This window comes from Desmonostoc muscorum LEGE 12446 (assembly GCF_015207005.2).
Lineage (GTDB): Bacteria > Cyanobacteriota > Cyanobacteriia > Cyanobacteriales > Nostocaceae > Nostoc > Nostoc muscorum.
Map to the genome: position 1 here is coordinate 122517 of NZ_JADEXS020000001.1, position 25094 is coordinate 147610.

The following is a 25094-nucleotide window of genomic DNA, read 5'->3' on the forward strand; positions in this document are numbered from 1 at the left end:
AATTATTTACAAAATATTCTGGATTCCTTGGTCAATTAATGCTTCTAGTTCTGCTTCTGATAGCTGCTGAATTTCTGCTAATAATTGAGTCATTTCTTCAGGATCTTCTTCTGACTCACTTGTTGATGTTTCTAGTGATTCCTGGGAGAAAAATTCACTAATTAAATATCTGGAAAGCGATTCAATATTGGAATATTCAAATATGACGCTAACAGAAATTTCTTGGGCAATAGCAGCTTGTAAACGATTCTTTAAATCTAGAGCCATCAAAGAATCCATACCCATTTCAAAAAAGCCTATATGGGGTTGTAATCTTTGAGATGGATCTAAACCTAACACAGCCAGGGCTTCAGTTTGGATAAAGGAAACTAAAACGGCATATTGTTTATTGGGAGGAGTTTTTTCTAAATCCTTTAAAAGCTGAGACGGCTGATTTTCTGAGGACAAATTACTTGATTTCACTTCCGGAGCGATCGCACTCAGAAATGGCGGTTCAAACCCAGAGGGGAATTGTTGAAAAAACTTCGACCAATTCACAGGCATGACAGTTACTTGGCGATCAGATTCATCCAATAACTGTTGAAGAATTTGTAACCCTTGGCTAGGAGCAATCAAATCTATACCTATTGCTTGCCATCGCTGTTCGCCTAGCTTACCCAAAGCTGCGGCGATATCTGTTTCCTGCCATGTCGCCCAATTGATACTTAAAATTGGCAATCCCTGTAACCGCCGTTGCTCAGCAAGAGTATCTAAAAAGGCGTTGACTGCGGCATAGTTGCCTTGAGCAGGCGAGCCGATTTGGGAAACTATTGAGGAGAAAAGAATCAAAAAGTCTAAAGGTAAATCCTCTGTCTTTTTATGTAAGTTCCATACCCCAGCTACTTTTGAATTTAGGAATTTCCCAAAGCTCTCCCAGTCCTGCTTGAGCAGCAGACCATCGTTGATAACATCATCCACATAAATGATTCCCCGCAAAGGAGGCAGAGATTGGGCGATTTCGGCAAAAACTTCGGCGATTTCTGCTTCTTGAGAGATATCGCCATGAATTACTTTGATCTCGGCTCCGGCTCTTTGGAGTTGCTGCAACTGTTTACTAACGTTACGGGCAACAGTGTTATGTTCTAAAAGTACCAAGTGTCGCGCCCCTTGCTCTACAATCCACTCGGCTAACTTCAGTGACAGACTACTGCAACCATCAGTAATGAGATAAGTTGCATCAGCACTAACCCGGAAGCCTTGCTCTTGGGTAGGTGCTTGACGCTTTTCGCTACGGATCAGGCGAGATACATAACGCTGTCCTTCTCGAAAAGCTACTTGCGGTTCCCCATCTGGCTGCCAAATTTCTTCTAACAGTGCTGTTACGGCTGCGGGAGAATTTTCTGGAGCTAAATCAATTAATCCGCCCCAGAATTGAGGATGTTCAATAGACACCACCCGTCCCAAGCCCAACACTGGGGACTGAGCTACAGCCAGAGAATTGCCATCGGATTTAATTGGTTGCGCCCCTTGGGTGACTAACCACAAACGAGGCAACTGAGAAATTTTACTTGAACTTAAAGCTTGTACTAAATGCAGTACACTGGCACAGTTGCGAGTCTGATTTAAAGAATCTGTGGTCAAGTTTTCTGTGAGTTCATGGTCAAGACTCCACAAATGCACGATCGCACTACACGGGGGCTGATCGGTTCCCAGTACTTCTGTTAATAACCGTTGAAAATCTCCCGGCTGTGAAGAATTAATTTTCCAGTATTTCTGTTTGACTGTGGGATTAACTTCGTCAGCAAAGACCAAAACGGCTTTCTGTCCGCGTTGTTCCAACTCCTCTGCTAGTGCCAGACCAACACCGCTGTTATCGGCAAAGATTAACCAGGAACCGCCTTCGGTGGGTTGAGAATCCAAAATCCGAGGTTTTGGTTGCCACTCAACTTCATACAGCCAATCATTTCTGAGCGATGCTTGCCTAGTATCGGACTTTGGTAACTCAATCCAATAGGGCGATCGCACAAAAGGATAAGTAGGTAATTCTAGGCGCTGGCGGGGATAATCTTGGTCAAATCGGCTCCAGTCTACCTCAATTCCACGAATATATAATTCTGCTAAACTTTGTAATTGCTGTTGTAAATCGTACTGTCCTTTCCGCAAGGAAGGTAGCCAAAGCAACTTCTCATCCGGTAAACATCGCCGTCCCATCCCTAATAGTACGGGATGAGGGCCAATTTCTACAAATAATTGATACCCTTGTTCATAGAGTGTCTGCATTCCCGGAGAAAATTGTACCGCCTCTCGCATATGACGCCGCCAGTACTCAGGTTGGGTGACTTCTCCCTCCACCAGAGAACCAGTGAGGTTGGAAATCATCCTAATTTTTGGAGATGAATAGTTTATTTGTGCTGCTATATCTTCAAATGTATCTAGTATCGGTGCAGTTAAAGGTGAATGAAAGGCGTGGGAAACATTTAATTGTTGGCTATCAACTCCCTGTGCCTCCAGCTTAGATATAATCGCCTGTACTGCTTTATGTGCGCCAGAAATTACAATATTATTTGGGCCGTTAACGGCAGCGATGGAAACCTGACCATCGTCAGGTGCAATTGCAGATGTTACCTGTGCAATATTAGTAAAAATAGCCGCCATCGCCCCATTAGCAGGTAAAGTCTGCATGAGGCGTCCCCGTTGGGCAATCAGCTTCAGTCCATCTTCAAGGCTGAATACTCCTGCCACGCAAGCGGCAACATACTCTCCTACGCTATGACCCATAACTGCGTCCGGAGTTATCCCCCATGATTGCCACAGTTCAAACAAGGCATACTCTAGGGCAAATAAGGCTGGTTGGGTATAAGCAGTTTCATCTAGTAGCGGGGTTGTTCCGGCTTCAGGGTAAAGTACTGATAATAGCGATCGCTCAAGATGAGGCCGCAGTATTTGATCGCAACGTTCTAAAGCTTTGCGGAATGTGGGTACTTGTTCATAAAGTTGGCGTCCCATCCCCACATATTGTGATCCTTGACCCGTAAACAGAAATACTATTTTGGGGCGAGTTTGACGGGGCACTACTCCAGTCAGTAGGGGATGCTGCACATTACCCGCAGTAAAAGCAGTTAGTTGTGCTATTACTTGTGCTGGCTGTTCGGCCACCACAGCTAAACGGTGGGCAAAATGCGATCGCCCGGTATTGGCTGTAAAGCATACATCTGCCAAAGGCTGAGACGGATGGGTTTCTAAGTGACTAATCATCCGACTTGCTAATGCCTTTAAAGCCGCTTCGTTTTTAGCAGACAAACAAAGAAGATGAATCGACCGTTCGATTTCCGGCTGTACGGGTTGAATTGCAGGCGCTTCCTCAAGGATGATATGGGCATTGGTTCCACTCATACCAAAGGAACTGATGCCACCAATCCGTGTTTGAGTTGTTGACCAAGGAGTTAATTCTCTAGGAATTACCATTGGTAGGTCATCCCAACGGATGGCAGGATTGGGATTTTGCAGATGCAAATGGGGCGGGATTTGTTTGTGCTGCATAGCCAGCACCAATTTAATCAAACCTGCTATGCCAGCAGCAGCTTCTAGATGACCAATATTTGTTTTGACTGAACCGAGAATCAGGGGCTGCTGTGGCGATCGCCCATTACATAATACGCTGCCCAATGCTTCAACCTCAATGGGGTCTCCCAGGGCTGTGCCAGTACCGTGAACTTCCAAATAACTCACTTGATTTGGCTCGATTCTGGCGTTAGCCAAAGCAGCGCGAATCAATTTCTGCTGTGCCAAGCCATTAGGGACGGTCAGTCCACTGCTACGCCCATCATGATTCATCGCTGAACCCCGAATCAGGGCTAAAATGCGATCGCCATTAGCCAAGGCATCTGAAAGGCGCTTCAGTACCACAATGCCACACCCTTCGCCTCGTCCATAACCGTCGGCTGTGGCATCAAAGGTTTTGCAACGACCATCCACAGCTAAGGCTCGCATCCTGGATAAAACAACATATCCCGCCGATGACAGCATCAAATTGACTCCACCTGCTAAAGCCATCTGACACTCTCTGGCACGTAAACTCTGGCAGGCTAAATGCACGGTGACTAGGGATGACGAGCAGGCTGTATCCAAGGCAACACTAGGGCCTTCCAAACCGAGAATATAAGATAAACGACCCGCCGCGACGCTGGAGGTGTTACCAGTAAAGAAATAGGCACTGAGTTGACTAGCATCTTGGGACTTGAGATGTAGCTGGGAGTAATCAGAAGTATTGATGCCGATAAATATTCCAGTTTGGCTACCAGTTAACTTTTGTGGTGCTTGACCTGCATTTTCTAGAGCTTCCCAACTGACCTCTAGCAATAATCGTTGCTGGGGGTCCATACTCACAACTTCCCGTGCAGCCAACCCAAAAAATTCGGCGTCGAATTTGTCTACTTCCACATCCAAAAATGCACCTTGGCGGGTATAAGTTCTGCCAGGAATTTCTGGATTTGCATCGTAGTCGGCATCTATATTCCATCTTTCTACAGGCACTTTGGTAGTAGCATCGACACCATTTTCCAGAAGTTCCCAGAACAATTCTGGATTATTAGCACCACCAGGAAAGCGGCAACCCATACCAACGATCGCAATTGGTTCTGTTTGCTGACACTCAATGCGATTGAGCTTATAACTCATTTCCTCCAACGCTAAGAGCGCTTGTTTTAATGGAGACATGTGAGCAAAGCGTTCTGATATTTTGCTCATTGCAGTTTATTCTCAAAGATTTGCTAGTTTTTGCATCAATAAAGCTTCAGTTTCTTGGTCTGTGAGATGTTCTACCTTGGCGGCTATCCAAGCCAACTCATTGTCATAGCTGTGAAATCCCTCTGGCGATTTGTTGGTGTAATCTAAATTCGTGACATCTTTGAGTAAATACAAGGCGAGGTTTTCAATATTGGGATAGTTGAAGGCTAAGGTGGCTGAAACAGAATGTCCTAAGCTCATTTCCAGCCGATTTTTTAACTCGATAGCCAGCAAAGAATCCATGCCCATATCAAAAAAGCCTTGGGTTGGTTCTGGTAGTTCAGAGGCATCAAGATGCAACACACTTGCGACTTCATTTTGTAACTGAGCAATCAAGAAATTTAGGCGTTCTTGAGGCGGTGTGTTTTCTAGACGTTGTAACAACCAAGGTTCTTCAGGCTTTGAGGATGGCTTGACTTCAGAAAATAATTGTTCCAACGATGTTGTTGTTGGCTGTTGATTAAATGCTTGCAGTATCTTGGGTAGTAATTCTGCTGTTTGTTTGAGTAGGGTTGCTAATTCTTCTGAAGAAGCATGAGTTGGTGTCATATTCTTCAAGGTTTCTACCCAATAACGCTGTTTTTGAAAGGCGTAAGTGGGTAGTGGTAGCGGGCGATAGGAATGATTTTGGTAAAAGCCAGACCAGTCTATCTGCACGCCAAGCAAGTATAGTTGTGCCAAACTCTCCAGAATTTGCTGCCAATCTGAATGTCCTTGACGTAGGCTAGGGAGCCAAACTCCTACTTTTTCTGGCAAACAGTTACGACCCATTGCCAATAAGGTTGGTTTAGCACCTATTTCTACAAATACTTCATAACCCTGCTGGTGAAGGGTTTCCATACTAGCAGCAAAGTTTACAGGCTCTTTGACGTGATTTACCCAGTATGCGGCAGTTGCTATTTCTGATGTCGCTATTTGTCCGGTGAGATTGGAAATTAAATCTATCTGGGGCAATGAGTAAGTTACTTGTGAGGCAACCCGCTCAAAATCAGCCAGCATTGGTTCCATCAGGGGAGAGTGGAAGGCATGGGAAACTGCTAGTTTCTTGCTTTTGATTCCTGCAAATTCTAAGGTGGCGATCGCTGCTGTAACTGCCTCATGGGTGCCAGAAATTACAGTATTTTCTGAACCGTTAATCGCAGCGATCGCCACAGGCATACTACCTGCTACAGCTTGCATCGTCTCTGTCACTCGTGCAGCATTCGTAAAAACTGTTACCATTTCCCCGTTTGGAGGCAGAGATTGCATCAGATTAGCCCTAGTTGCAACCAACTTCAAGGCATCTTCTAAGCTGAATACTCCAGCCACGCAAGCAGCTACGTATTCACCCAAACTATGACCCATAACTATATTTGGATGGATACCCCAAGATTGCCATAATTTAGCTAAAGCATATTCCAGGGCAAATAAAGCAGGTTGAGTGTAAGCAGTTTCACTAAGAGGAAAATTACTTGGTGTTGTTGGATATAAGATTTCCAGTAAAGGTGTTTCTATATAAGCACGCAGAATTTCAGCACATTCATTGATAGTTTGCCTAAACACTGGTGCTTGTTGGTATAGTTCATGTCCCATACCTACATACTGAGAACCTTGACCGGTGAATAAAAATACTATTTTCTGGGATTTCTTACTTTTCACTCGACTGCTGGCGAGTCCTACGGACAAACTACCAGCGCAAAAAGCTGCCAACTGCTGGCGCAACTGCATCGTAGATTCAACAAAAACCGCGAAACGTTTGTCAAAGATGCTACGTTTGGCATTAGCTGTAAAGCAGAGATTTACAAGAGAGACTTCCGAATGAGAATCCAAAAAGTCTACATATTTTTTTGCTAGCCCTACCAAAGCTTTGTCAGTTTTTGCCGAGAGTGTAAACAAATGACCTTGGTTAGCATCAGATGCTTTAACTTGGGAAAATACGGGTGCTTCTTCGAGAATTAGATGACAATTAGTACCCCCAAAGCTGAAAGCACTGACCCCAGCATAGCGGCGTTCTGCACTAGCATTCCAAGACTGCATCTCGGTAGGAATCGCAAAGGGAGTTCCTTTGAGAGAAATATAAGGATTGAGTTCTTGGAAGTGTAAATGTGCTGGGATGTACTGATGTTGCAAAGAAAGTACTACCTTGATTAAACCGGCAATACCAGCAGCACCTTCTAAATGACCGATGTTAGTTTTGACTGAGCCAATCCAACAAGGTTGATTTAACTGGCGTCCTGTCATTAACACCGCTTTTAGGGCTTTGACTTCAATGGGATCTCCTAGAGAAGTACCAGTTCCGTGGGCTTCTACATAACTAATTTCTCCTGGTTGCACCTTGGCATTTTGCAAGGCTTGGCTGATAACTGCTTGTTGAGAAGGCCCGTTAGGTGCTGTGAGTCCGTTACTCAATCCATCTTGGTTGATTGCCGACCCCTTGACAATTGCTAAAATATTGTCGTTATCCCTGAGTGCATCTGAGAGACGCTTGAGGATAATAATCCCGCAACCTTCACCCCGGACATAACCATCAGCTTTAGCATCAAAGGTTTTGCAGCGGCCATCAAGTGCCATCATCCGCGCCTGAGAAAAAGTAATGCTTGGCTCTGGAGAGAGCATCAAGTTTACTCCTCCAACTATGCACAAATTAGACTCTCCTAAGTGCAAACTCTGACAAGCCAAGTGAACTGCAACTAAAGACGAGGAACAAGCTGTATCTATGGCTAAACTAGGGCCACACAAATCCAAGATGTAGGATAGACGATTGGCAGTAATGCAGGGAGTAGTACCCGTGGCGCTATATGCATCAATTCGGGAAAAATCCCTGTACAAAAGTCTGTGATAGTCAGCATTAGTAATGCCGATGAATACCCCAGTTTGGCTGCGTGCTAAAGTTTTGGGTACAATCCCCGCATTTTCTAAAGCTTCCCAGGCTACTTTTAAAACTAGCCTTTGTTGTGGGTCCATGTGTTCGGCTTCCCGGGGGGAAATTCCAAAAAAATTCGGATCAAATTGATCTACATGGTCTAGAAAACCACCCCAACGACTACTGATTTTACCTGGTTTTGCTGGCTCTGGGTCATAAAATTGGTTGACATTCCATCGGTCTTTTGGTATTTCAGTAATGGCATCTATGCCATTACGTAAAAGCTGCCAAAATTCTTCGGGGTTATTAGCTTTCGGAAATCTACAACCAATACCAATAATTGCTATCTGTTCCATTTCAACTTTGCTAAATTCAGATTTTGCAGTATTTTAAATTAGCCCTATAATTTGCTTCGTAGCGATTGGCTATATCGGTGGAAACCTCCTCAGAAAAGAGTGCCGGCGGCGGCACTACCTCAAGTTTGGCGTTTTTATTTCTATGCCTGGTGAAAGCTAACTGCGATCGCTGATAATGGACTCAGAGAATTTCTGAAATGTTTTGATATTATTTTCGATAGCTTTGCTAATCGAACCGCCACCAGCCATAACTTTCATCTCACGGTTCACAGCCCACTGATAGTCTAGAGAACCGAATAATCGCCGCATCAATTCTAGTAAGCTTTGATGGTATTTCAAACCAACATGGAACCCCTCGTGTTCTTCACAAAAACACCTTTTCATCCAGTGGAGTGTTTCTTCAGTTGATAAGTCAAATAAAGGAGACTTGAGCAGTTTGTAGAAAAACACCATAAACAAGGGATCGTCTGCAACACAACGGCCGGGTAACACCGCAGATAAACCACTGAGCAGGCTTTGTTGTGTCATGTAAACCATTCGTCCAGAGACAAACTTTTCATAAGCTGTGGGCTTAGGAAAGTCCTTGTACATATCTTTGGCAATAGTTTGGGAAATTGTGGTATGGAAGGCTTCGTCTAGTAAATGAAAATGAGAAATAGCAGTTGGTTTGGGGATAAATTCGCCTTTTTCTTCTAACTCACGGAAATACTTGAAATAGGGATACTCTTGGTTTTTGAGAATTGCATTGGCTGTGTAGCGTAAAGAATAGTATTGACAAGCCATGAATGGGGAAATTCCCCAGTTTAAGGTAAAAAAGCGTAACCAATGCCGGGGTGCTATTCTGCCTCCTAAACCATCCGCTGCTGCGGGAATTGACTCGCCTTTGTTATCGAGATCCTGGAGATATTCGGAATAATATTGTTGTTTATCCTTAAGCATTGTTTTAGCTATAAAGCTTAAGGTATTGTCTCGGTAAGTAGAGAAGGGCGAATTTTCTGGGTTGAAAAATTCTCGCAATTGCTTAATCACAGGATTCGTATTTCCTTTGGTTGATTTAGCATATAAAGGATTGCCCAAGATTGTTTTACCTAATAGGGCTAATTTGGTTTTATAGCCAACATTTTGAAAGGCACGAATGTGGTAGCTTTCTTGATCGGTTTCAACGTCTAACTCACTACAAAGTGTTTCGTAACCACCAACGGCTTTAAACACGCCAGCTGTGACTCGGTTGTAAATACTGGTACTTGCTTCGCTAACAGCGGTATGGTTATAATTACCAACCCAATAAAGATGATTGAGGGCTAGTTTTTGCGATCGCGTAGCAACTTCGTACAGTGGAGTACCGTAAAGTAATGACAGTTCCGGGATGCCCCAGTAATAATCGCGGTCACTGGCATAGTTAAATTGCTTGCCTAAATCCCTAATTTTTTCGGTATAGTCTGAGTCATTGTTATTTTTATATGTTTTTTCAATGACTTGAACATGCTTTTTTTTGGAATTCAACAAGATGGTAGATTGATTTTCTGTGCTAGAAAAATTGATGATATTTGTCATAGTTTTCCTCGAAATAATTTACACAAATTCTTGATTTTCTACCAATTCTTTATGAAGCTGCACATTATTTTGACTTCTCCCAACCTCTCCTAAGGGGAGGTGCCGCAGGCGGTGGGGTTCTTTCTATGGGTCTTCATATGGAAATGGTTTTAGTTGTGCTGCACATTCAAACTTAAATGCTTCACTAAAGCTTCAATTGTCGGGTAATCATACAGTAAGGTAGGATCGAGTTCATATCCCAACCACTCTTCTAGTTCCCCAATCATCCCTAGTGCTATGGCTGAATCTAGACCGTAGCGATCGAAGGGAATGGTTACATCTATATCGTCAGCTTCAACTTCTAATAGGTTTGTCAGATAAGAAACTATCCATCCTTTAATTTCTGCCGTTGTTGGTGTAGTTTTAATAGCAGGAACTAAAGAAATTGTGCTATCTTGAACACGAGAATTTTCCATGCTGGTCACTCCATATATTTGAAAAAATAAAATTCATTTAATGGTTAATGATTTTTAACTATTAACCATTAAGGGTTTACTCTGAATTCAGCCCTCTTGAGTACTAGCAAGTTGGACTTGTTGCAAAATAGATCCAACTTCGGTCTGGAGATGCAAAAACTTGACTTTGTGACGTGGATTTTGACTCCAATCTTCTATAACATTCAAACTGCCACTGAGAAACCTAGCCCGACAAGCATAACGCTGAATTTTACCGCTAGAAGTTTTGGGAATACTACCAGTTTTAACGAGTACCACAGCGTAAACTTGGAGGTCGTGTTCGGCTGCTACAGCTTGACAAATATTCCCAATGACCTCGTTAACATCTAATTGATGCAGGTAGTTGCGCTCTATTTCCTGAACAATCACTAAATGTTCTGAGCCATTTGCATCTATACCAAACGCTGCTCCACAACCTATTCGCACTGCTGGATGACTCTTTTCTACAGTCAGTTCAATGTCATGGGGATAATGGTTTTGCCCGCGGATAATAATCATATCTTTGAGTCGCCCAGTGATAAACAACTCGCCGTTGAGCAAAAATCCTAAATCTCCAGTACGTAGGAATGGACCTTCAGCTGTATCTGCCAAATAGGCTTTGAAAGTAGCTTTTGTCTCCTCTAATCGATTCCAGTAACCACAAGCTACACTCGCACCTGACACCCAAATCTCTCCTATTCGGTCAGCTGGACATTGTGTCAAAGTTTCGGGGTCAACAATCACGACTTTCTGCTCTGACAAACTCTGACCGCAACCGACAATTGTCCTGGCATTTTCTTTTCGATGTGTTATCAACACCCGATTTTGCTCAAGGGCGGCTCCCTCAACTTGTTGCACCACAGGCGGATCTTTTTTCAATCCTCCGGTAACAATCAAAGTTGTTTCAGCCATGCCGTAACAAGGGTAAAATGCCTGACGACGAAATCCACAGGATTTAAATGTCTCTGCAAAAAGATCTATAGTTGACGATCGCACAGGTTCGGCTCCGGTGAAAGCCACTTCCCAACTGCTAAGGTCGAGATTTGCTATCTGTTCGGGTGTCACTTTATTAATGCAGAGTTCGTAAGCAAAATTGGGGCCGCCGCTGGTAGTCCCCTGATATTGAGAAATTGCTTCCAGCCAGCGCAGAGGCTTTTTCAGAAAGTCCACTGGTGACATCAGTGTGACTGGAAAACCACCGTAGAGAGGCTGTATGACTCCACCAATTAACCCCATATCATGGTAGGGTGGTAGCCAAATTACACCATGACTGTTAGGTGTATGCCCGAAAGATTGATGGATTAGCTTTGAATTGTGCAGAAGATTGTCATGACTGACCATTACGCCCTTTGGCGTGCCGGTAGAACCAGAAGTGTATTGCAGAAAAGCCAGGGTATTTCCTGACAAGTTTGGTTGCTGCCATAACTCAGCCACAGGACTTGCAATGTTATCCGTAGTTAGCAGTTGCATATCTGCTAGTTTTGGATTTTGGCTCAAAAGTCCTTGTATGTTATCTATCACAGATGTAGTGGTCAAGGCAACTGTCGTCTGAGCATTTTCTATAATTGCCTCTAACCGGAGCATACTTTGATTCCGCCTGGGTGGATAAGCGGGAATAGCGATCATAGAGGCATACAAACACCCAAAGAAGGCAGCAACAAATTCTAGACTAGGTGGATATAGTAACAAAGCTCTGCCGCCAGAATACCCTAAAGATTGGAGAGTCGCTGCGATCGCTCTAGCTTTGCTATCCAACTCTTGATAAGTCAAGGTGGCTGTTTGTGTTTGTCCGTTTTGTAGAAAAGTATAAGCTAATTGGTTAGGCGAGTTTTGCGCTCTTTGGCGCAGAATATCTACTAAAGTAGAAACTTGATTTAGAGATGGTTCGGACAAATTTAAATATGCAGTCATTTCGTACTCCTGAAGAGAAAACTAGACAAAACTGCCCAGACTTCTGCTTGAAGATTCCAATTCCAAAATCCGGGTTGGTGGACTAATTACAATCTCATCTTGTAAGGGCATTTTCAGGTAAAATAGAGCATCTGTGTGCAGAAGTTTAAACATCTCTGCATGAAATAAAAATCTGGCGATCGCCAACATATTTTCAAATCTTGTGGGAAGCCGCTTTGCAACTCACTCGGAAGTCTGGTAAGAAACAACACACTGGCTTCCCTATGCTCAAACTTCAAATAGACTGGTAAATTGAGAGAATTGGCGTCAGACTCTAAGCTCTCAATGGTTCCTCTCTATTTTTTTGATAAACTGACGGCTTTATTGATTACAGGTAGGTCTTGGGGCTGATATTGACCAATCATCACCATTTTGACGCCGCCAGTAGGTGAGAGAGTAACGCGGCGGACTTGAGGTCGTATAGGTTCCTTATCAGCTAACTCCAATTGATAGCCTGACAAGATAGTTGCAAGCACGAGTTTCATTTCAAATAGTGCCAGTGCCTCACCAATACAACGGCGATTACCACCACCAAAAGGTAAATACTCATAAGGCGAGAATTTACGCTCTAAAAAACGTTCTGGCTTAAACTGTTTGGGTTCTGGATATATATCTTCACGTTGATGTGTCAGATAAATACAGGCCATGACTTCTGTACCAGCTGGCAACTCATAGCCCATTAGCTCGACTGGTGATTTCACCATCCGTGCAAAACTTGAGTAGATTGCTGGGTAAATTCGCAGAGTTTCTTGACAGACAGCAGTCAGATAGGGCAGTCGAGCAATTGTCATTGGGTCTTTTGAGCCGTTGAGGGTAGCTAGCTCATTGTGCAGTTTGTCAATGACATTAGGCTGGTAATGAATCCAGTACATTGCCCAAGCTATTGCAGTTGCTGTAGTCTCCTGACCAGCTGTCAGCAGTGTCAGCATCTCATCGCGCAATTCCTCATCTGTCATTGGCTGACCTGTTTCATCCAGAGCAGACATTAACGTTGTCAGGATATCTGTGCGAGTCGGATCGAATTGTTTGCGACGTTCCTGAATTTCCAGCAGAAGCAGTTGGTTAATTTGCTCTCTGAGGCGACAAAAACGCCCCCAAGTACTCCAAGGTCCCAAATCTAATTGGAGTAAAGGCATAAATAACAAGGCAGAACCTATCGGAGAACTGAGAGCCTCCCACCAGGGAACTAACAGTTCCTTGATGAGTTCGTAGCGTTTTCCTTCGTGCATCCCAAACACACCCTCTAGAATTACTCGCATAGAGACTTCTTGTAAGGATGCAATAGCGGAGAAGGTTTCATTAGGTTTAAGTCGATTCATTACCTGTTTGGTAATATCACAAATTAATTCTCCATGAGCAGCCATTTTTTCTCCATGAAATGGAGGCATTAAGAGCTGACGTTTTCGGCGATGGTGAGCACCATCTTCTGTTCTAGATATTGATAAGTCACCTAATAAAGGGCGAAAAATTCGCTTAGCTGTGGCGGGGGCTTCAAACTGTTTTGTCTCGTTCAGAAAAATTTTCTGAATTGCTTGTGGATTACTTACAAATACTATAGGTTTCAAGTTCCAACTACTACCACTTGTGAAAATATCACCATAGCGTTGGGCGTTACTTTCCATATAGTTTAATGGATTGCTGATCCATTGTAACATCTGCATTAACGGTGGAGCTTTAGGACCATCAGGTAGTGTCATGGCGATTACGATTGTAGAATTTTCAGTGATTTGTACTCGGATGATGCCAATTATCCAAAATTCAACAGATTGGGATTGTTAATAACAATCTGTTTTTAAATGTTTCATATCTATTTGAACTTTCATAAGATTAGAGTTTTATTTTTGAGAAAGCAATAAACAATGTGTTGAAAAAAGTTGCAGTTTTTTTCCTGAAAAATCATCTTACTTCCTCCACATCAATTAATTGACGACTACAAGCAACAAAAATGTGATGATGCTTACATTTTTGTTGCTATTTTGATAGAGATGAAAAGGCTCAAGACATGAGGATTCTATCTAAATTGAGGTCAGACAATTTTGGATTTTGGATTTTAGATTTTAGATTGACCCCATGTCTAAAGTCAGGGGCTTGTCAATTAATTTTAAATTTTAGATTTTGAATCTTCAATTCCATTATCCAAAATTTAAAATCTAAAATTCGGTCAATTCATATTATGAGCGTGCAATGTCCGGTTTTTTAATCTCCAGGCATGGGGAGTTGTGCCATAATGTTGACGAAACTGCCGGAAAAAATTAACCGGGCATTGATATCCCACCTGAGCAGCTATTTCTTCTACCCCTTCTGAGGTTTCTAAAAGCAAGGAACATGCTGCTTTCATCCGACGCCAAATAATCCAATTTTGGACAGTTTGCCCTGTTCGGCGTCGTACTAAGCTAGTCAGGTAAGCGCGGGAATAACCAACAGCTTGGGCGACATCCAACAGAGTAATAGGTTGGTGAAAATTAGCCTCGATAAAGCAGAAGACTTGGCTCATTTGAGGATCAGAATGAAAAACTAATTTAGGGTCTGTGAATTTTAGAATTTCGGCAGATAATGATTCTGTAATTAGTTGAGACTGTGGAGAATAGGGCCACTGTTGGCTAGTGGCTTGTCTTTCCAAGCGGGCTGAAATTGCTTTACGTAATTCTTCCATTGTACAGGGCTTAATGAGATAGTCATCAGCTCCCAGTTCCATTCCTTTACGAATTTCGCTGCGTGTCGCTTTGGCACTTACAAAAATTAGGGGAATACTTGCTGTATTAGAATTTTTTCGCAGTTGAGTTAAAACTTCGTAACCATCAAGTTTCGACAACGTAATTTCGCTAATTATCAAATCGGGCAACTCTTGTTGCGCCAAATGAATACCAATCAGACCGTTTTCAGCACTTAGACAATAGAAACCATCAGCTTTAAGGTGATTTAAAAAAAGGTTTCGGGTTGCGGATGCAGATTCAATGATCAAAATTTTTTTCATACGTTCACAGCAAATTAAAGGTCAAAACCAGGCAGATAAGTAAAAGTTGCTAAATGCTGCTTTTAATGCTTGTTACCTTGCAACAAAGTTAATTCTGAACGCAGTTTTGCAACTTCGAGCTTAAGTTGCTCATTTATCACCTGTAGTGTTACTAATTGCACTTTATATGTATCACGTTCTGTTATCAATTTCTGTAGCTCATCTTGTTGAGATGTGGAAGAACGTGACATAGAATCGCTGCTTGTTTGCTCCTGCTGGCTAATCTGATGGTTAGCAAAAACTAACACATCTGTTTGATTTGTATCGCTATTTTGAGCGTTTGAGGATGTTTTTTGTTGCTGTGTTTTTACACCATTAGAAGTTTTATATTTCTTGATGAGATTTTTAGCAACATATGGATCTACTACTTTCCCTGCCTTTACAAGATCTATTGCTTCATCTCTAGCTGCTTGAGAAGTACTAGGGGCTGCTAGTTTATAGAGAGCAGTAGGAGTGATGTTGTTAATCAAATTTCCGATTATCGGAAATTTGGACTCAAATGCTTTAGCAACGTGGATGAACTCATAAGCTGAAGTTTTGCCCATTCCAAACTCCTGTCGTAACCAAGGCAGAAATTCGCCATACTCTATAATTTTTTGAGCTTCTAACAAGTTGAGACCAATGCAATAAATATCCATACCACTTCGTTTCAGCCTACGTCGTGTGTCTTCTGCCAAAGTAGCTAAGCGTTGTTGTTTCTCCTCTTCCGTCTTAAAGTCTGATTTGCTCTTAGGTACTAAAGCCTGATTAATAATTGCTTTGGATTCGGTAGATATTACTTTGGCTTCTATAGAAAAAGCTGTTGACTCGTTATCACTGATCTCCATATAGTATAATCCTGCCGACATTGTATTTTTCACCATAAATTTTCTTGCCAAATAGTGTTTTAGGCTCGTTATTTCATGGTTAAAGGGCAATACGGTTCAGTTAAGGATAATGCAGTCTGAGGTTTTTGAGGTTCAACTGAACCGTATTAGCTTTAAGGGAACTTATGTTAATTCATCAGTGTCAAGCTGATAACTTTACGCAGTTTCTCTCGAATATTTACAAAAGTACACAAACGAGTAAATTCTGGCTTGTATTTTTTATATATTACGTAAGTCTTGTTATTAATTCTTGTAAAAGTTCAGTACTAATGGGTAATCTTGCCAGAATTGGATGTTTGATACCTCCCCAAATACTTCCAGTACGGATACGATGGGAAACTAATATTTCAGGAATTTGACTAGAGATTAAAACCTGTGGTGGTGCGAGTTGACCGATGGCTCGCGCTCTCTTGTAATGATATGATTCTGATAAAGCCTGATCGAGTTGTTGAGCAATAATTTCTGGGGTTTCTTTTGCGGAATCTAATAATAGAATATAGTGTGGAGGCTCGGCAATGGGCATCAAACTTTTAAAATTAGTTTCTTGCAAGTTCAACTGAATAAGAGCATTATTTACAAAGGTTTCTTGCAACTTTTCGCCCACCAAATCGCTAATGGCTTGATATCGTCCGAGAAACTCCAAACAGGGAGTGTGGCGATAGTAATGAGTTACGCGGATGCGATCGCCAATTCGATAACGATACAAACCTCCTTTCTGGGATAAAATGATACTGTATTCCTTGCCAATGTTGAGTTCATGTAAACCATGTAAGCAACCAGTATCGTCCTCAAACTCGAAAAATACTTCATCGAGAACCGGCACACATCCCCCAGCTACAATCAAGGGAATCGTCATTGGGGCTTCGGTTGCTAATAGTCCTTTACCTTGAATCAATACACCTGGAAATTGCGAGCGTAATCCCTGAGCTTGATCTGCTGCATTGGCACTATCCCAGCAAGAAATCAGCTTTAAATTTGGCCAAAGTTGCATCCAGGGAATATTACTTTCGCTGAGGATTTGCAGGCGATTAAGTGATATTTTGTTGTGTAATTCTGCTTGCAATAAATCATGATTTTTTTGAATATATTTTAAATGTACTTGTATAAAACTCGGACTCCAAATAGAAATAATTTCTAGTTTTTCAGCCTCTAATAATGCCAAAGCTAGTTGATGTTTAAATAAATTAGCGTCATGCAGCCGATTAAGTTTATTTGGCATCACTAACCAAGGACGTAAAAACCAACGCAACCAGCCATCTAAATAATCTAAATCATCTTGTAAAGTTTGGCTATCAGCTACATTTAATTGCGGCGAGATACAAGCATAAAGTTTGCCTGTGGAAAATTTCGGTCCATGTACAATCAAATCATGCGCCCATACACAGAACATTTGATTAAACGATCGCCGCAAAGATTGAGTATAAGGAATCCATTTCACCGCCCCACTACTACCAGAGGTTTTTTCGTAGAACAGAATGGGTTCGGGAGTGAGGGAAATTTGTTGAGGTTTTTGATTTAAGTAGGGTTCGAGTGCATCATAATCTACGATTGGTATACGCTGCCAATCATCTACAGAATGGATACCCAAAGTTTTACCATACTCACTTTTGATTAGGCGATCGCAAATTTCCCTTTTTACAGATGTCTGCATGAACTCTGGGTTATCCAAAGCTTGATGAAATCGCCTCGCAGTTGACGCGAGGATTTGCCCAAAAAGCTGAATAATCGGACGCATTATTGCACCTTTTGATTAGGATAAAGGTTACTAACTGCTGGTACATAAGAACCATCACCAATGACTACACCAGCAGCAAGATTAGATCCGGCTCCCACAAAAACATTGCTGCCAATCTTGACTTTTTTGACATACAACATTAAATTTTGCTTGCGGGGTTTAATGACATGAGAATAGATACCGACACCATGCCCGATAACGACGCGATCGCCAATTTCTAATAAACTGCGATCGGCAATCTCCAATCTTGTTGTCCAGTATACATCTCGCCCCACTTTAGCACCCCACAATCGCAACCAACAGGAAAATACCCCCGGAATCAGTCGCAGCAGTGCTTCTAACACCGGAATTGCAATATAAATTACCTGAATTTGATGACTACCCCACCAGGGACTATATTCTTTACCTTGTAGATAACTAATACCCTCCCGCACGGGATAAACCCATTCATGCAAACGGTAAACTAGCACTGGTAGCCCATATATAGAAAGGAACACCGCCAGAATGCTGAAGATGTTGGGTGAATAGGCGAGGTAGATTATTGCTGCCCCAGTTAGCAATAATATAATGGTGGGAAAAAACAAAAGAATTTTACTTATAACTGTCATTAAAATGGGAATAAAAGTTTTTGGAACAAGTTTAATGAGCTAGGAATTCCGATTATAGATGGCAAATTTTTGCTTTCATAATATGTTCCATATAACTTATCCCAAATTTTCAGATTAGCCCCATAGTTATAATTGTGGACTTCGCGGCAATGATGCCAAGCATGATCCTGTGGTAAGATTAACCAAGAAGATAAAAATTGATAAAACCAGCTACTTTCAGGAATTATCAAACTGCTATGTCGCCATAAATCTAAGGCAGAAGTTAGACTTACTCCAAGTAAATAACCTGTTGGATCGGCTAACAGATATAAAAATAAAGTGTGTATCCATAAATAAACAATTAACAAGCTTGTCCAAAGTGTGTTGCGAGAAGTTCCTAATACATCCATCTGAGTAACAGTATGATGGACTTGATGAACTTTCCACAACAATTTAGTATGTAATAAACGATGATTCCAATAATATAAATAATCAACTAGAACAAAACTGATCGTAAAAGCCGGAACTAATGATACTTTTAAATATCCTTGCTGAGTGGGTAGTAAATATTGATAAAGCCAATAAACTAAAGTCGCTTGTAGTAAGGGAATTAAAATTCCTTGAATCGTTAATCCTGTACTATCTAGCAACCAATCTTCACGACTTTTAACTTTGAGTTGAGTTCGTCCAACCTGATTGATAATAGTCCAACCAACTAATCCGATAAAAGATCCAAAAATTAGTAATTGTGAAAAGTTTTGTATTCCCACTTATTATTACTCACACCGATTTTAATTAATTACGAATTACGAATTACGTTAGCGTTAGCGAAGCGGGGCGTAGCCCATTACGAATTATTTTTAAACCCAAAATATAACTTTTACTGATTGATTTGGCAATAAACGCGGATCTTCTCCACGAGATATGGCTGCCATAATTGACTCTACAAATATATGAATTGTGTCCGCAGGCGTATTATAAAATTGTGTGCCGTATTTAGCGATCGCTTCCCCCTGAATACCCAAAATTTCCACGTCTTGGCGGATAATGTGTTGAGCAGTCCACCGCACAAAGGGACGTGCTAACTTATTCCAAATACCATAGTTATAGGTGACATCGGTGTAAACCAGAGTTGAATTATCGGTTTCTGGAATAGATTGACTGGTAATGAACAAATGGCGATTTTGTGCCATTCTATACTCTACAGAAGTAATATTTGGCATATAAAAGCGATCGCTATGTTTAATCTCTGCACCCTGCAAATTCAGAAAACGGCTGTACCATCCCAAATTACTGTTTTCGTTGCGATACTCCACCAAAACCGAACCATTCCAGCGTTCAACAGTCATCTCTAACTTTTGTTGGCGGGAAGTACGGAAAACACCAGGATGAACAAAAGCCGTATGGGGAATATCAATAAAGTTCTCCGCACAATTAGTCACATTGTTAGCAAAACGGTTAATTACCCGTACCGTCTCCCATCCTGTTTGCCCGTAGTGAGGCATAGAAAAGGGTTCAAGATTAACACTTGGGGTATCGGCTAGCCGCACATAAACATAGCCATCCTGTTCTTTGGTAGCGTAACACCTGGCTCGACGCTGTGGGGAAGGTTTAAAATCATCTCCTTCGGCTGGAACAGCAATCACGTTTCCAACTCCGTCGTATAGAACCCATTTGACATCTTGTGAGGTTTTGAATTAAGGTACTCCTCAGCATCTAAAATCCAATACTAATGGCGTATTCCAGCAACCTCACTGATGCAGAATGGGAAATTTTTGAACCCTTATTGCAAGAGATATTACCGACTAAGAAGCAGACTCGACCGACCAACTGGCCAAAGCGAGATATCTTCAATGGAATTCTCTATCAACTAAAAAATGGATGCAATTGGCAAGACTTACCTAAAGACCTCCCCCCTTATTCCACTGTATATTGGCACTACAAACAGTGGCGAGCAGCCGGGGTATTTGAGGAACTGATGAGTGTCTTACATGGACAAGTGCGTGAACAGGTAAAAAAAAAACCGCACTGGACGACATTGATCATCATTGACTCCCAAGCAGTGAAAAATACCTGCAACGCCAGTGTGGAGTCGAAAGGTTTTTGCTTCTACAAAGCCACCAACGGTATTAAAAGGCATTTGGCTATTGACACCCTTGGGTTTCCCTTTTTTACGCTCTGTACTCGCGCCAATGTCTCGGATGATGCCGGATTAATTGAGATGTTTACTCTCAACATCGACTACTTCAAGTCAAAACCTATCGATATTCCCAAGATTACTATCCTGCTAGATCATGGGTATCACCCAGAATATTTGACTCAGGAGTTAGAGCGAATTTACCCAGAGATCATGACCAAAATTCAGTTTCAACTTTCTACGAAACCCTCAAAACAAGAGAAAGCGGCACAAGGAAAATCTGGATTTGTTCCGGCAATAGCTAGATGGGTGATCGAACGCTCCAATGCTTGGATGGAGCGCTGTAAAATTCTGGTTAAGAACTTTGAACGAACCCTGGTTAGTGCCACTGCCAAACTCAATATCTGCTTCATCAGGCTAATGATTAAGAGGCTTGCAGCACCTTCTTAGATGTCAAATGGGTTCTATACCCAACCATGATAGGGACATTGTAAAGCACCGTCACAGATTTTACCTGATGATAGACGGCTATTGCGGTGTAAACAGCGATCGCGCAAAGCTACCGGTTGTCCATCTTCACCGCGAAATATCGCTAACCATTCTCCTAAAACGGTTCGTGGTAATACCTTGTTAGGTTGTAGCTGTTCGCTGAGTGCGACAATATACCAGAAATCTGCAAATTGCATGGTGGGTGGGAGCGATCGTATTTAAATTATGGCAATGTCTTGGCTAGAACTGCATTGCTGTATCTATCGAATTGCAAAAGAGCTAATTTACAATTAAAAATGAGATAACCTGAGATGGGAAAATAATCATGACATTACAACAATTGCAAAAGCAGGTATTAGAGTTACCAATTAGCGATCGCTGGACATTAATTCTTTTGGAGTCGCTACAGCAAGAAACTAATTCTGAATTGAAAAAGGGTAACTTATCCCGACTACGAGGAATTGCAAAAGGTACAGAAATATCAAGCCAAGTAATTTAATCACCTTCCAATGAATATTCAGTTGGAAAAGTTTCATTTTTTACATTATAATCATACTAAAATTCTTAATTTAATCCCCTGTATATGAGAAACTTATTTTCCTGGAGACTTCGCCCATCTGAGGCTGATTTTTCAAAGCTGTGGGAAAATGCCACTTTTGTCTTTGATACAAATTTTCTCCTTGATTTATATCGGGTATCGCGTCCTACAGTAGAGGATTTTCTAAAAATCCTAGAAAAGCTTCAAAATAGAATTTGGCTGCCTTATCAAGTAGCCGACGAGTTTTTGAGACGGCGAGAAGAAATCATTGATTCGGAGGCCGCATCTTTTGATAAAGCTCTATTAGTACTAGAAAAATGGAAATCTGAACAACAGAAATTTAACAGTCTTCGAGGTAAACTTAACGAAGCAGGAAGGATTGTAGCTGCTGAAGTTGACTCTTTATTTGATACGCAAAAAAACTATCTTGATGCAGTGGATGAGGTGGAGAGGGTTTTTCGAGAAAAGATAAATGAGCTTGCCAATGCTCATTTTCCATTTGATGCAGACAATGACAGTATATTGGAAAGTCTTCTCTCAATATTTGAGTCAAAAGTGGGAGAACCCTACGATGAGCAAACTTTACAGAGCTTGTATAAAGAAGCCGAAGATAGATACAAAAAATTACAACCTCCTGGCTTTGGGGATGTTAAAGACAAGGGAGATGAACGGAAGTATGGAGACTTCATTCTTTGGAAACAAATATTAACTTTTGCACAGAGAGCGTCTCTACCCATCGTTTTTGTGACAGGGGAGAAAAAAGGAGACTGGTGGATAAAGAACAATGGAGAGATCGTTTCTCCGCATATAGAACTAAGACGCGAATTTCAGGAATATGTGAAACAACCATTTTGGATATATCGAACTCAACGTTTTTTGGAAATGGCTAAAGATAAATTGATGGTTGAGATTAATCCAAGATCAATCGAAGAAACAAATGCAATTGCCGATGCTGACTTGATTGATGAACAAAATGATAAGGTTATTGAGCAAGCAATTGCACAGACACTAATACCTAATTCAGATCTGCTAAAAGAACTTGCACGGTCACAAATTAATTATTCAGATATGCAGAAAGCAATTGCACAGACACTAATACCTAATTCAGATGTGCTAAAAGAACTTGCACGGTCACAAATTAATTATTCAGATATGCAGAAAGCAGTTGGACAGACACTAATACCTAATTCAGATGTGCTAAAAGAACTTGCACGGTTACAAATTAATTATTCAGATATACAGAAAGCAATTGGACAGACACTAATACCTAATTCAGATGCGCTAAAAAAACTTGCACGGCTACAAATGGCTAATTCGGCTGCCACGCTAAAAGCACTTGAACAGATACGAAGACTTTAAATATAGCTCTATTTCCACTGCTAGAAAGTCACTAAACGTATCATGACTTTTGACAAAATAATACTCTTGCTGCCCTTCGCAATATGAGTAAGTTGGTGGGTTATCACCTTCTGAAAGCCTGAAAAAGCTAAACTGATAACCCTGGTGCATAAAAAATACAAAAGCATCCTCTGGCAAAGCTTCAGGAAAATCATTTTCTACCAAAAGTTGTTTAGCGCATTCTTGAATTTGCGGTAGATGCTGGTAAAAGCAATCAGAGCCACGCAAAAACTTACCTGCACCATGCCCCATCATCTTGAGAAAATCTTTGTAAATACTGGGCAAAGTAATACCTTGTTGTTGTTCAAATTGAATTATTTCCAAATCTGAACATGGCAAAAGCTGATTCTGGTTAAAAATAAGCTGAAGTGGTTCGGGTAAATTGCGAATTGACATTTATACCGACTCCTTTACGCAATGTTTTCGTAATGTACATTTAGCTGAATGTTCGGCAAAGTTTGCCTAAACTGCTTAATGACATACTCACACGAATCACATGGCTCTCTTTCGGTGAATAACTCAATCTTACCCTTTACTTCTCTATTATTTGTATATTTTTCGGCAATCGCTTCTAATATTTTGTACTCTGAGTCTAAGTCTCTTCGATGTCCAATAACTTCAAAGATTTTAAACATCGATTGATTCGGTAAAACAACCGCTCACTCTCGTAATAGCTTACCACTAAAGGCGAATAGCTCGGTAAACGTCTCATCTACCCATACTCTAGCAATAGCAACATTTCGGGCTGGTGCTGGCACGTTACAAGTTTTACGAATTTCTGCGACGCGCTTTAACCAATCCATACTTGCTCTTTTAGTTGTTTTTAAATCACCATCTAAATCTTACGAATTTCAAGATTACCTGTAACATCAAGCTGACAAGCTAACCGCGCATGAGGATGATTAGCTGCTAATGTCTCTAACATTTCCTGTTCATCAGGTTGGGGAGGAATAATATCACCAATAACCTCAACCAAACAAGTGCCACAAATACCAGTCCGACAACCAAATAAAACAGGTGAATTCTGAATCGTGAGATGTTCAGACAAATTTTGATGACATTCCAGAGTGATAGGAACAAAATCACTTCCTGGAAACGATATCTTACAGAATTCAGCCATAATACGCAGCAATTTTACCTAAACAACACTCTTCCATTCCTCTCTGCGCCTCTGCGTCTCTGCGTGAGATAAAAACAAATCCTCTTGATGTTCAAAACCTTGAAAAGCCCTTTTTTGAATCGCCAAATACCGAGAAATTGAATTAGTAGCCATCAGTGACATATCCCGATTACGTTGCCAAAGATAATCGAGCTTTTCAACATACACCTGATAAGATTTCATCGCCTCCTGATGAGTTGAAAAACTGCGCTGTAATCCTTCCGAGTCCTGCGTAAAACAACGCCGCATCATTTCTTTAGCATCCTTGTCACTCATCTCAAAAATGCGCGATCGCAACACCCGATAAATCTTGTTATATAGCGCCGGATCGTACCAGAATATCCCATTTATCGCAGCAGAAAAATGAAAATGATCGCGCTGACATCCCAGCAATCCTAAATTAGCAACGAGTCGCTCAAAAGCAGTTGGTGGCTTAAGACAAGTAACAACATCGTGAGATATAATTGTCGAACTATTGAAGTGAAAACTTTCATCCATGAAGTGATAATAGGAGACTTTAGCAGGAATGGGAGCAGCTTCAGGATGAGGATATTTTTGATAATAATTGCTGAGTTTGTGCTGTACTAATTTGCCGTTTAGCGTCCGTACTCCCCGGACTGTGAAATACTGACAAGCCAAAAATGTATTATTCGCAGAAATTAGCCCAAAGTATTGAAGTTGAATTTTTTTCCACCAAGTTTTTAGGGCATTGGTGTCAGCATAAACCATCGTTTCTGTAAAGGGGCCGCGCATGGGGTAGGTAAAGATAAGTTCCCCAAACAATGCTTGTTCAACCTGTTTGGCAATTGTGCGGAAGGCGTTAATGTGCGATCGCTCTTGGGCGGATTCCAAATCTAATGTATCGCAGATTAAGCGAAAATCTTCTTGGGCGTAAAGTCCGGCTGCACTGGTTTGATTGAAAAAGATAGTTGCAATTTCAGCAGAAACAATTTGTGAGTAGTAAGCTACCCAGTAAAGTTGGTTCAAAATTATCCGCTGATGTTGGCTCGACTGTTCCCATAAAGGTGTGCCATATAGAAGCGAAAATTCCTCTGGGTTCCAATACTCGTTTTGACAATCTTCATAGCGAAAATTGGTAACTGCTTCATCCATTAAAGCAGTATGATCTTGCTGTTTGTTGCGGGTGTGGTTAATTTGTAATTTGCGATGAATAGTTTTTTCCATTTTTATTTCACGCAGAGACGCAGAGGCGCAGAGAGGAATAAGAGGTTT

The 25094-nt window shown here is 41.4% G+C and carries 21 protein-coding genes; 3 read left to right on the plus strand and 18 right to left on the minus strand.

Features of this window, described 5'->3' with window-relative positions; translation table 11 throughout:
* Positions 1 to 6: 6 nt before the first annotated feature.
* The 12 genes from IQ276_RS00445 to IQ276_RS00500 form a co-directional block, all read right to left on the minus strand.
* Entirely contained in the window at positions 7 to 4725 is a 4719-nt protein-coding gene (locus IQ276_RS00445; RefSeq protein ID WP_193912919.1) for a type I polyketide synthase, read from the minus strand.
* 12 nt (positions 4726 to 4737) lie between these two features.
* Positions 4738 to 7962 carry a type I polyketide synthase gene (locus tag IQ276_RS00450; protein ID WP_193912921.1) on the minus strand — a complete coding sequence of 1075 codons (3225 nt, stop codon included), beginning with the start codon at positions 7960 to 7962 and terminating at the stop codon, positions 4738 to 4740.
* 156 nt (positions 7963 to 8118) lie between these two features.
* The gene (locus tag IQ276_RS00455; RefSeq protein ID WP_193912923.1) at positions 8119 to 9516 is read right to left on the minus strand and encodes a hypothetical protein; all 1398 of its coding nucleotides are present in this window, start codon (positions 9514 to 9516) and stop codon (positions 8119 to 8121) included.
* A gap of 149 nt (positions 9517 to 9665) precedes the next feature.
* Positions 9666 to 9971, minus strand: a complete 306-nt coding sequence (locus tag IQ276_RS00460) for an acyl carrier protein (protein WP_193912925.1) — start codon at positions 9969 to 9971, stop codon at positions 9666 to 9668.
* Positions 9972 to 10058: 87 nt separating this feature from the next.
* The gene (locus IQ276_RS00465; RefSeq protein ID WP_193912927.1) at positions 10059 to 11900 is read right to left on the minus strand and encodes a fatty acyl-AMP ligase; all 1842 of its coding nucleotides are present in this window, start codon (positions 11898 to 11900) and stop codon (positions 10059 to 10061) included.
* Between the two features lie 335 nt (positions 11901 to 12235).
* Positions 12236 to 13636 (minus strand): cytochrome P450, encoded by a 1401-nt coding sequence (locus IQ276_RS00470; protein WP_193912929.1) that lies wholly within the window; start codon positions 13634 to 13636, stop codon positions 12236 to 12238.
* A gap of 464 nt (positions 13637 to 14100) precedes the next feature.
* The gene (locus IQ276_RS00475; protein ID WP_193912931.1) at positions 14101 to 14913 is read right to left on the minus strand and encodes a helix-turn-helix domain-containing protein; all 813 of its coding nucleotides are present in this window, start codon (positions 14911 to 14913) and stop codon (positions 14101 to 14103) included.
* Positions 14914 to 14975: 62 nt separating this feature from the next.
* Positions 14976 to 15815 carry a DUF3102 domain-containing protein gene (locus IQ276_RS00480; protein ID WP_193912933.1) on the minus strand — a complete coding sequence of 280 codons (840 nt, stop codon included), beginning with the start codon at positions 15813 to 15815 and terminating at the stop codon, positions 14976 to 14978.
* A 229-nt stretch (positions 15816 to 16044) separates the two neighbouring features.
* The gene (locus IQ276_RS00485) at positions 16045 to 17553 is read right to left on the minus strand and encodes a GH3 family acyl-acid amido synthetase (protein ID WP_193912936.1); all 1509 of its coding nucleotides are present in this window, start codon (positions 17551 to 17553) and stop codon (positions 16045 to 16047) included.
* A complete protein-coding gene (locus tag IQ276_RS00490; protein ID WP_193912938.1) occupies positions 17553 to 18161 on the minus strand; it encodes a DapH/DapD/GlmU-related protein in 609 nt (202 codons plus the stop codon). The genes IQ276_RS00485 and IQ276_RS00490 overlap by 1 nt, the downstream gene beginning before the upstream one ends.
* Positions 18161 to 18910: a sterol desaturase family protein gene (locus IQ276_RS00495; RefSeq protein ID WP_193912940.1), complete on the minus strand. Its 750-nt coding sequence runs from the start codon at positions 18908 to 18910 to the stop codon at positions 18161 to 18163. The genes IQ276_RS00490 and IQ276_RS00495 overlap by 1 nt, the downstream gene beginning before the upstream one ends.
* 90 nt (positions 18911 to 19000) lie before the next feature.
* Complete coding sequence (locus tag IQ276_RS00500) at positions 19001 to 19786, minus strand: aromatic ring-hydroxylating dioxygenase subunit alpha (RefSeq protein WP_235115321.1); 786 nt, start codon at positions 19784 to 19786, stop codon at positions 19001 to 19003.
* Between the two features lie 86 nt (positions 19787 to 19872).
* Here IQ276_RS00500 and IQ276_RS00505 point away from each other — a divergent pair, with 86 nt between their 5' ends.
* Positions 19873 to 20727 carry an IS5 family transposase gene (locus IQ276_RS00505; RefSeq protein ID WP_235115308.1) on the plus strand — a complete coding sequence of 285 codons (855 nt, stop codon included), beginning with the start codon at positions 19873 to 19875 and terminating at the stop codon, positions 20725 to 20727.
* A gap of 14 nt (positions 20728 to 20741) precedes the next feature.
* Here the strand turns inward: IQ276_RS00505 and IQ276_RS00510 are convergent, their stop codons facing one another.
* The gene (locus IQ276_RS00510; protein ID WP_228043483.1) at positions 20742 to 20963 is read right to left on the minus strand and encodes a Rieske 2Fe-2S domain-containing protein; all 222 of its coding nucleotides are present in this window, start codon (positions 20961 to 20963) and stop codon (positions 20742 to 20744) included.
* A 128-nt stretch (positions 20964 to 21091) separates the two neighbouring features.
* Here IQ276_RS00510 and IQ276_RS00515 point away from each other — a divergent pair, with 128 nt between their 5' ends.
* Together IQ276_RS00515 and IQ276_RS00520 are read left to right on the plus strand one after the other, a co-directional pair.
* The gene (locus IQ276_RS00515) at positions 21092 to 21265 is read left to right on the plus strand and encodes a hypothetical protein (RefSeq protein WP_193923909.1); all 174 of its coding nucleotides are present in this window, start codon (positions 21092 to 21094) and stop codon (positions 21263 to 21265) included.
* Positions 21266 to 21349: 84 nt separating this feature from the next.
* Entirely contained in the window at positions 21350 to 22663 is a 1314-nt protein-coding gene (locus IQ276_RS00520; protein WP_235115322.1) for a PIN-like domain-containing protein, read from the plus strand.
* On the opposite strand, the gene IQ276_RS00525 is transcribed toward IQ276_RS00520, so the two are convergent.
* Genes IQ276_RS00525 through IQ276_RS00540 form a run of 5 tightly spaced genes read right to left on the minus strand, consistent with a single transcriptional unit; the run spans position 22631 to position 25046 of the window.
* Positions 22631 to 23098 (minus strand): SMI1/KNR4 family protein, encoded by a 468-nt coding sequence (locus IQ276_RS00525; protein WP_193923929.1) that lies wholly within the window; start codon positions 23096 to 23098, stop codon positions 22631 to 22633. The genes IQ276_RS00520 and IQ276_RS00525 overlap by 33 nt on opposite strands.
* 14 nt (positions 23099 to 23112) lie before the next feature.
* Positions 23113 to 23337, minus strand: a complete 225-nt coding sequence (locus IQ276_RS40865; protein WP_193923939.1) for a deaminase domain-containing protein — start codon at positions 23335 to 23337, stop codon at positions 23113 to 23115.
* Between the two features lie 24 nt (positions 23338 to 23361).
* A complete protein-coding gene (locus IQ276_RS00530) occupies positions 23362 to 23505 on the minus strand; it encodes a hypothetical protein (protein ID WP_193923949.1) in 144 nt (47 codons plus the stop codon).
* A gap of 32 nt (positions 23506 to 23537) precedes the next feature.
* Entirely contained in the window at positions 23538 to 23822 is a 285-nt protein-coding gene (locus IQ276_RS00535; RefSeq protein WP_193923951.1) for a 2Fe-2S iron-sulfur cluster-binding protein, read from the minus strand.
* A gap of 18 nt (positions 23823 to 23840) precedes the next feature.
* Positions 23841 to 25046: a P-aminobenzoate N-oxygenase AurF gene (locus IQ276_RS00540; RefSeq protein WP_235115323.1), complete on the minus strand. Its 1206-nt coding sequence runs from the start codon at positions 25044 to 25046 to the stop codon at positions 23841 to 23843.
* Positions 25047 to 25094 lie beyond the last annotated feature (48 nt).

Coding starts and splice junctions, on each gene's coding strand:
- IQ276_RS00445 (WP_193912919.1), bottom strand. CDS start 4,725: ATGAGCAAAATATCAGAACGCTTTGCTCACATGTCTCCATTAAAACAA.
- IQ276_RS00450 (WP_193912921.1), bottom strand. CDS start 7,962: ATGGAACAGATAGCAATTATTGGTATTGGTTGTAGATTTCCGAAAGCT.
- IQ276_RS00455 (WP_193912923.1), bottom strand. CDS start 9,516: ATGACAAATATCATCAATTTTTCTAGCACAGAAAATCAATCTACCATC.
- IQ276_RS00460 (WP_193912925.1), bottom strand. CDS start 9,971: ATGGAAAATTCTCGTGTTCAAGATAGCACAATTTCTTTAGTTCCTGCT.
- IQ276_RS00465 (WP_193912927.1), bottom strand. CDS start 11,900: ATGACTGCATATTTAAATTTGTCCGAACCATCTCTAAATCAAGTTTCT.
- IQ276_RS00470 (WP_193912929.1), bottom strand. CDS start 13,636: ATGACACTACCTGATGGTCCTAAAGCTCCACCGTTAATGCAGATGTTA.
- IQ276_RS00475 (WP_193912931.1), bottom strand. CDS start 14,913: ATGAAAAAAATTTTGATCATTGAATCTGCATCCGCAACCCGAAACCTT.
- IQ276_RS00480 (WP_193912933.1), bottom strand. CDS start 15,815: ATGGTGAAAAATACAATGTCGGCAGGATTATACTATATGGAGATCAGT.
- IQ276_RS00485 (WP_193912936.1), bottom strand. CDS start 17,553: ATGCGTCCGATTATTCAGCTTTTTGGGCAAATCCTCGCGTCAACTGCG.
- IQ276_RS00490 (WP_193912938.1), bottom strand. CDS start 18,161: ATGACAGTTATAAGTAAAATTCTTTTGTTTTTTCCCACCATTATATTA.
- IQ276_RS00505 (WP_235115308.1), top strand. CDS start 19,873: ATGGCGTATTCCAGCAACCTCACTGATGCAGAATGGGAAATTTTTGAA.
- IQ276_RS00510 (WP_228043483.1), bottom strand. CDS start 20,963: ATGCAATTTGCAGATTTCTGGTATATTGTCGCACTCAGCGAACAGCTA.
- IQ276_RS00515 (WP_193923909.1), top strand. CDS start 21,092: ATGACATTACAACAATTGCAAAAGCAGGTATTAGAGTTACCAATTAGC.
- IQ276_RS00520 (WP_235115322.1), top strand. CDS start 21,350: ATGAGAAACTTATTTTCCTGGAGACTTCGCCCATCTGAGGCTGATTTT.
- IQ276_RS00525 (WP_193923929.1), bottom strand. CDS start 23,098: ATGTCAATTCGCAATTTACCCGAACCACTTCAGCTTATTTTTAACCAG.
- IQ276_RS40865 (WP_193923939.1), bottom strand. CDS start 23,337: ATGTTTAAAATCTTTGAAGTTATTGGACATCGAAGAGACTTAGACTCA.
- IQ276_RS00530 (WP_193923949.1), bottom strand. CDS start 23,505: ATGGATTGGTTAAAGCGCGTCGCAGAAATTCGTAAAACTTGTAACGTG.
- IQ276_RS00535 (WP_193923951.1), bottom strand. CDS start 23,822: ATGGCTGAATTCTGTAAGATATCGTTTCCAGGAAGTGATTTTGTTCCT.
- IQ276_RS00540 (WP_235115323.1), bottom strand. CDS start 25,046: ATGGAAAAAACTATTCATCGCAAATTACAAATTAACCACACCCGCAAC.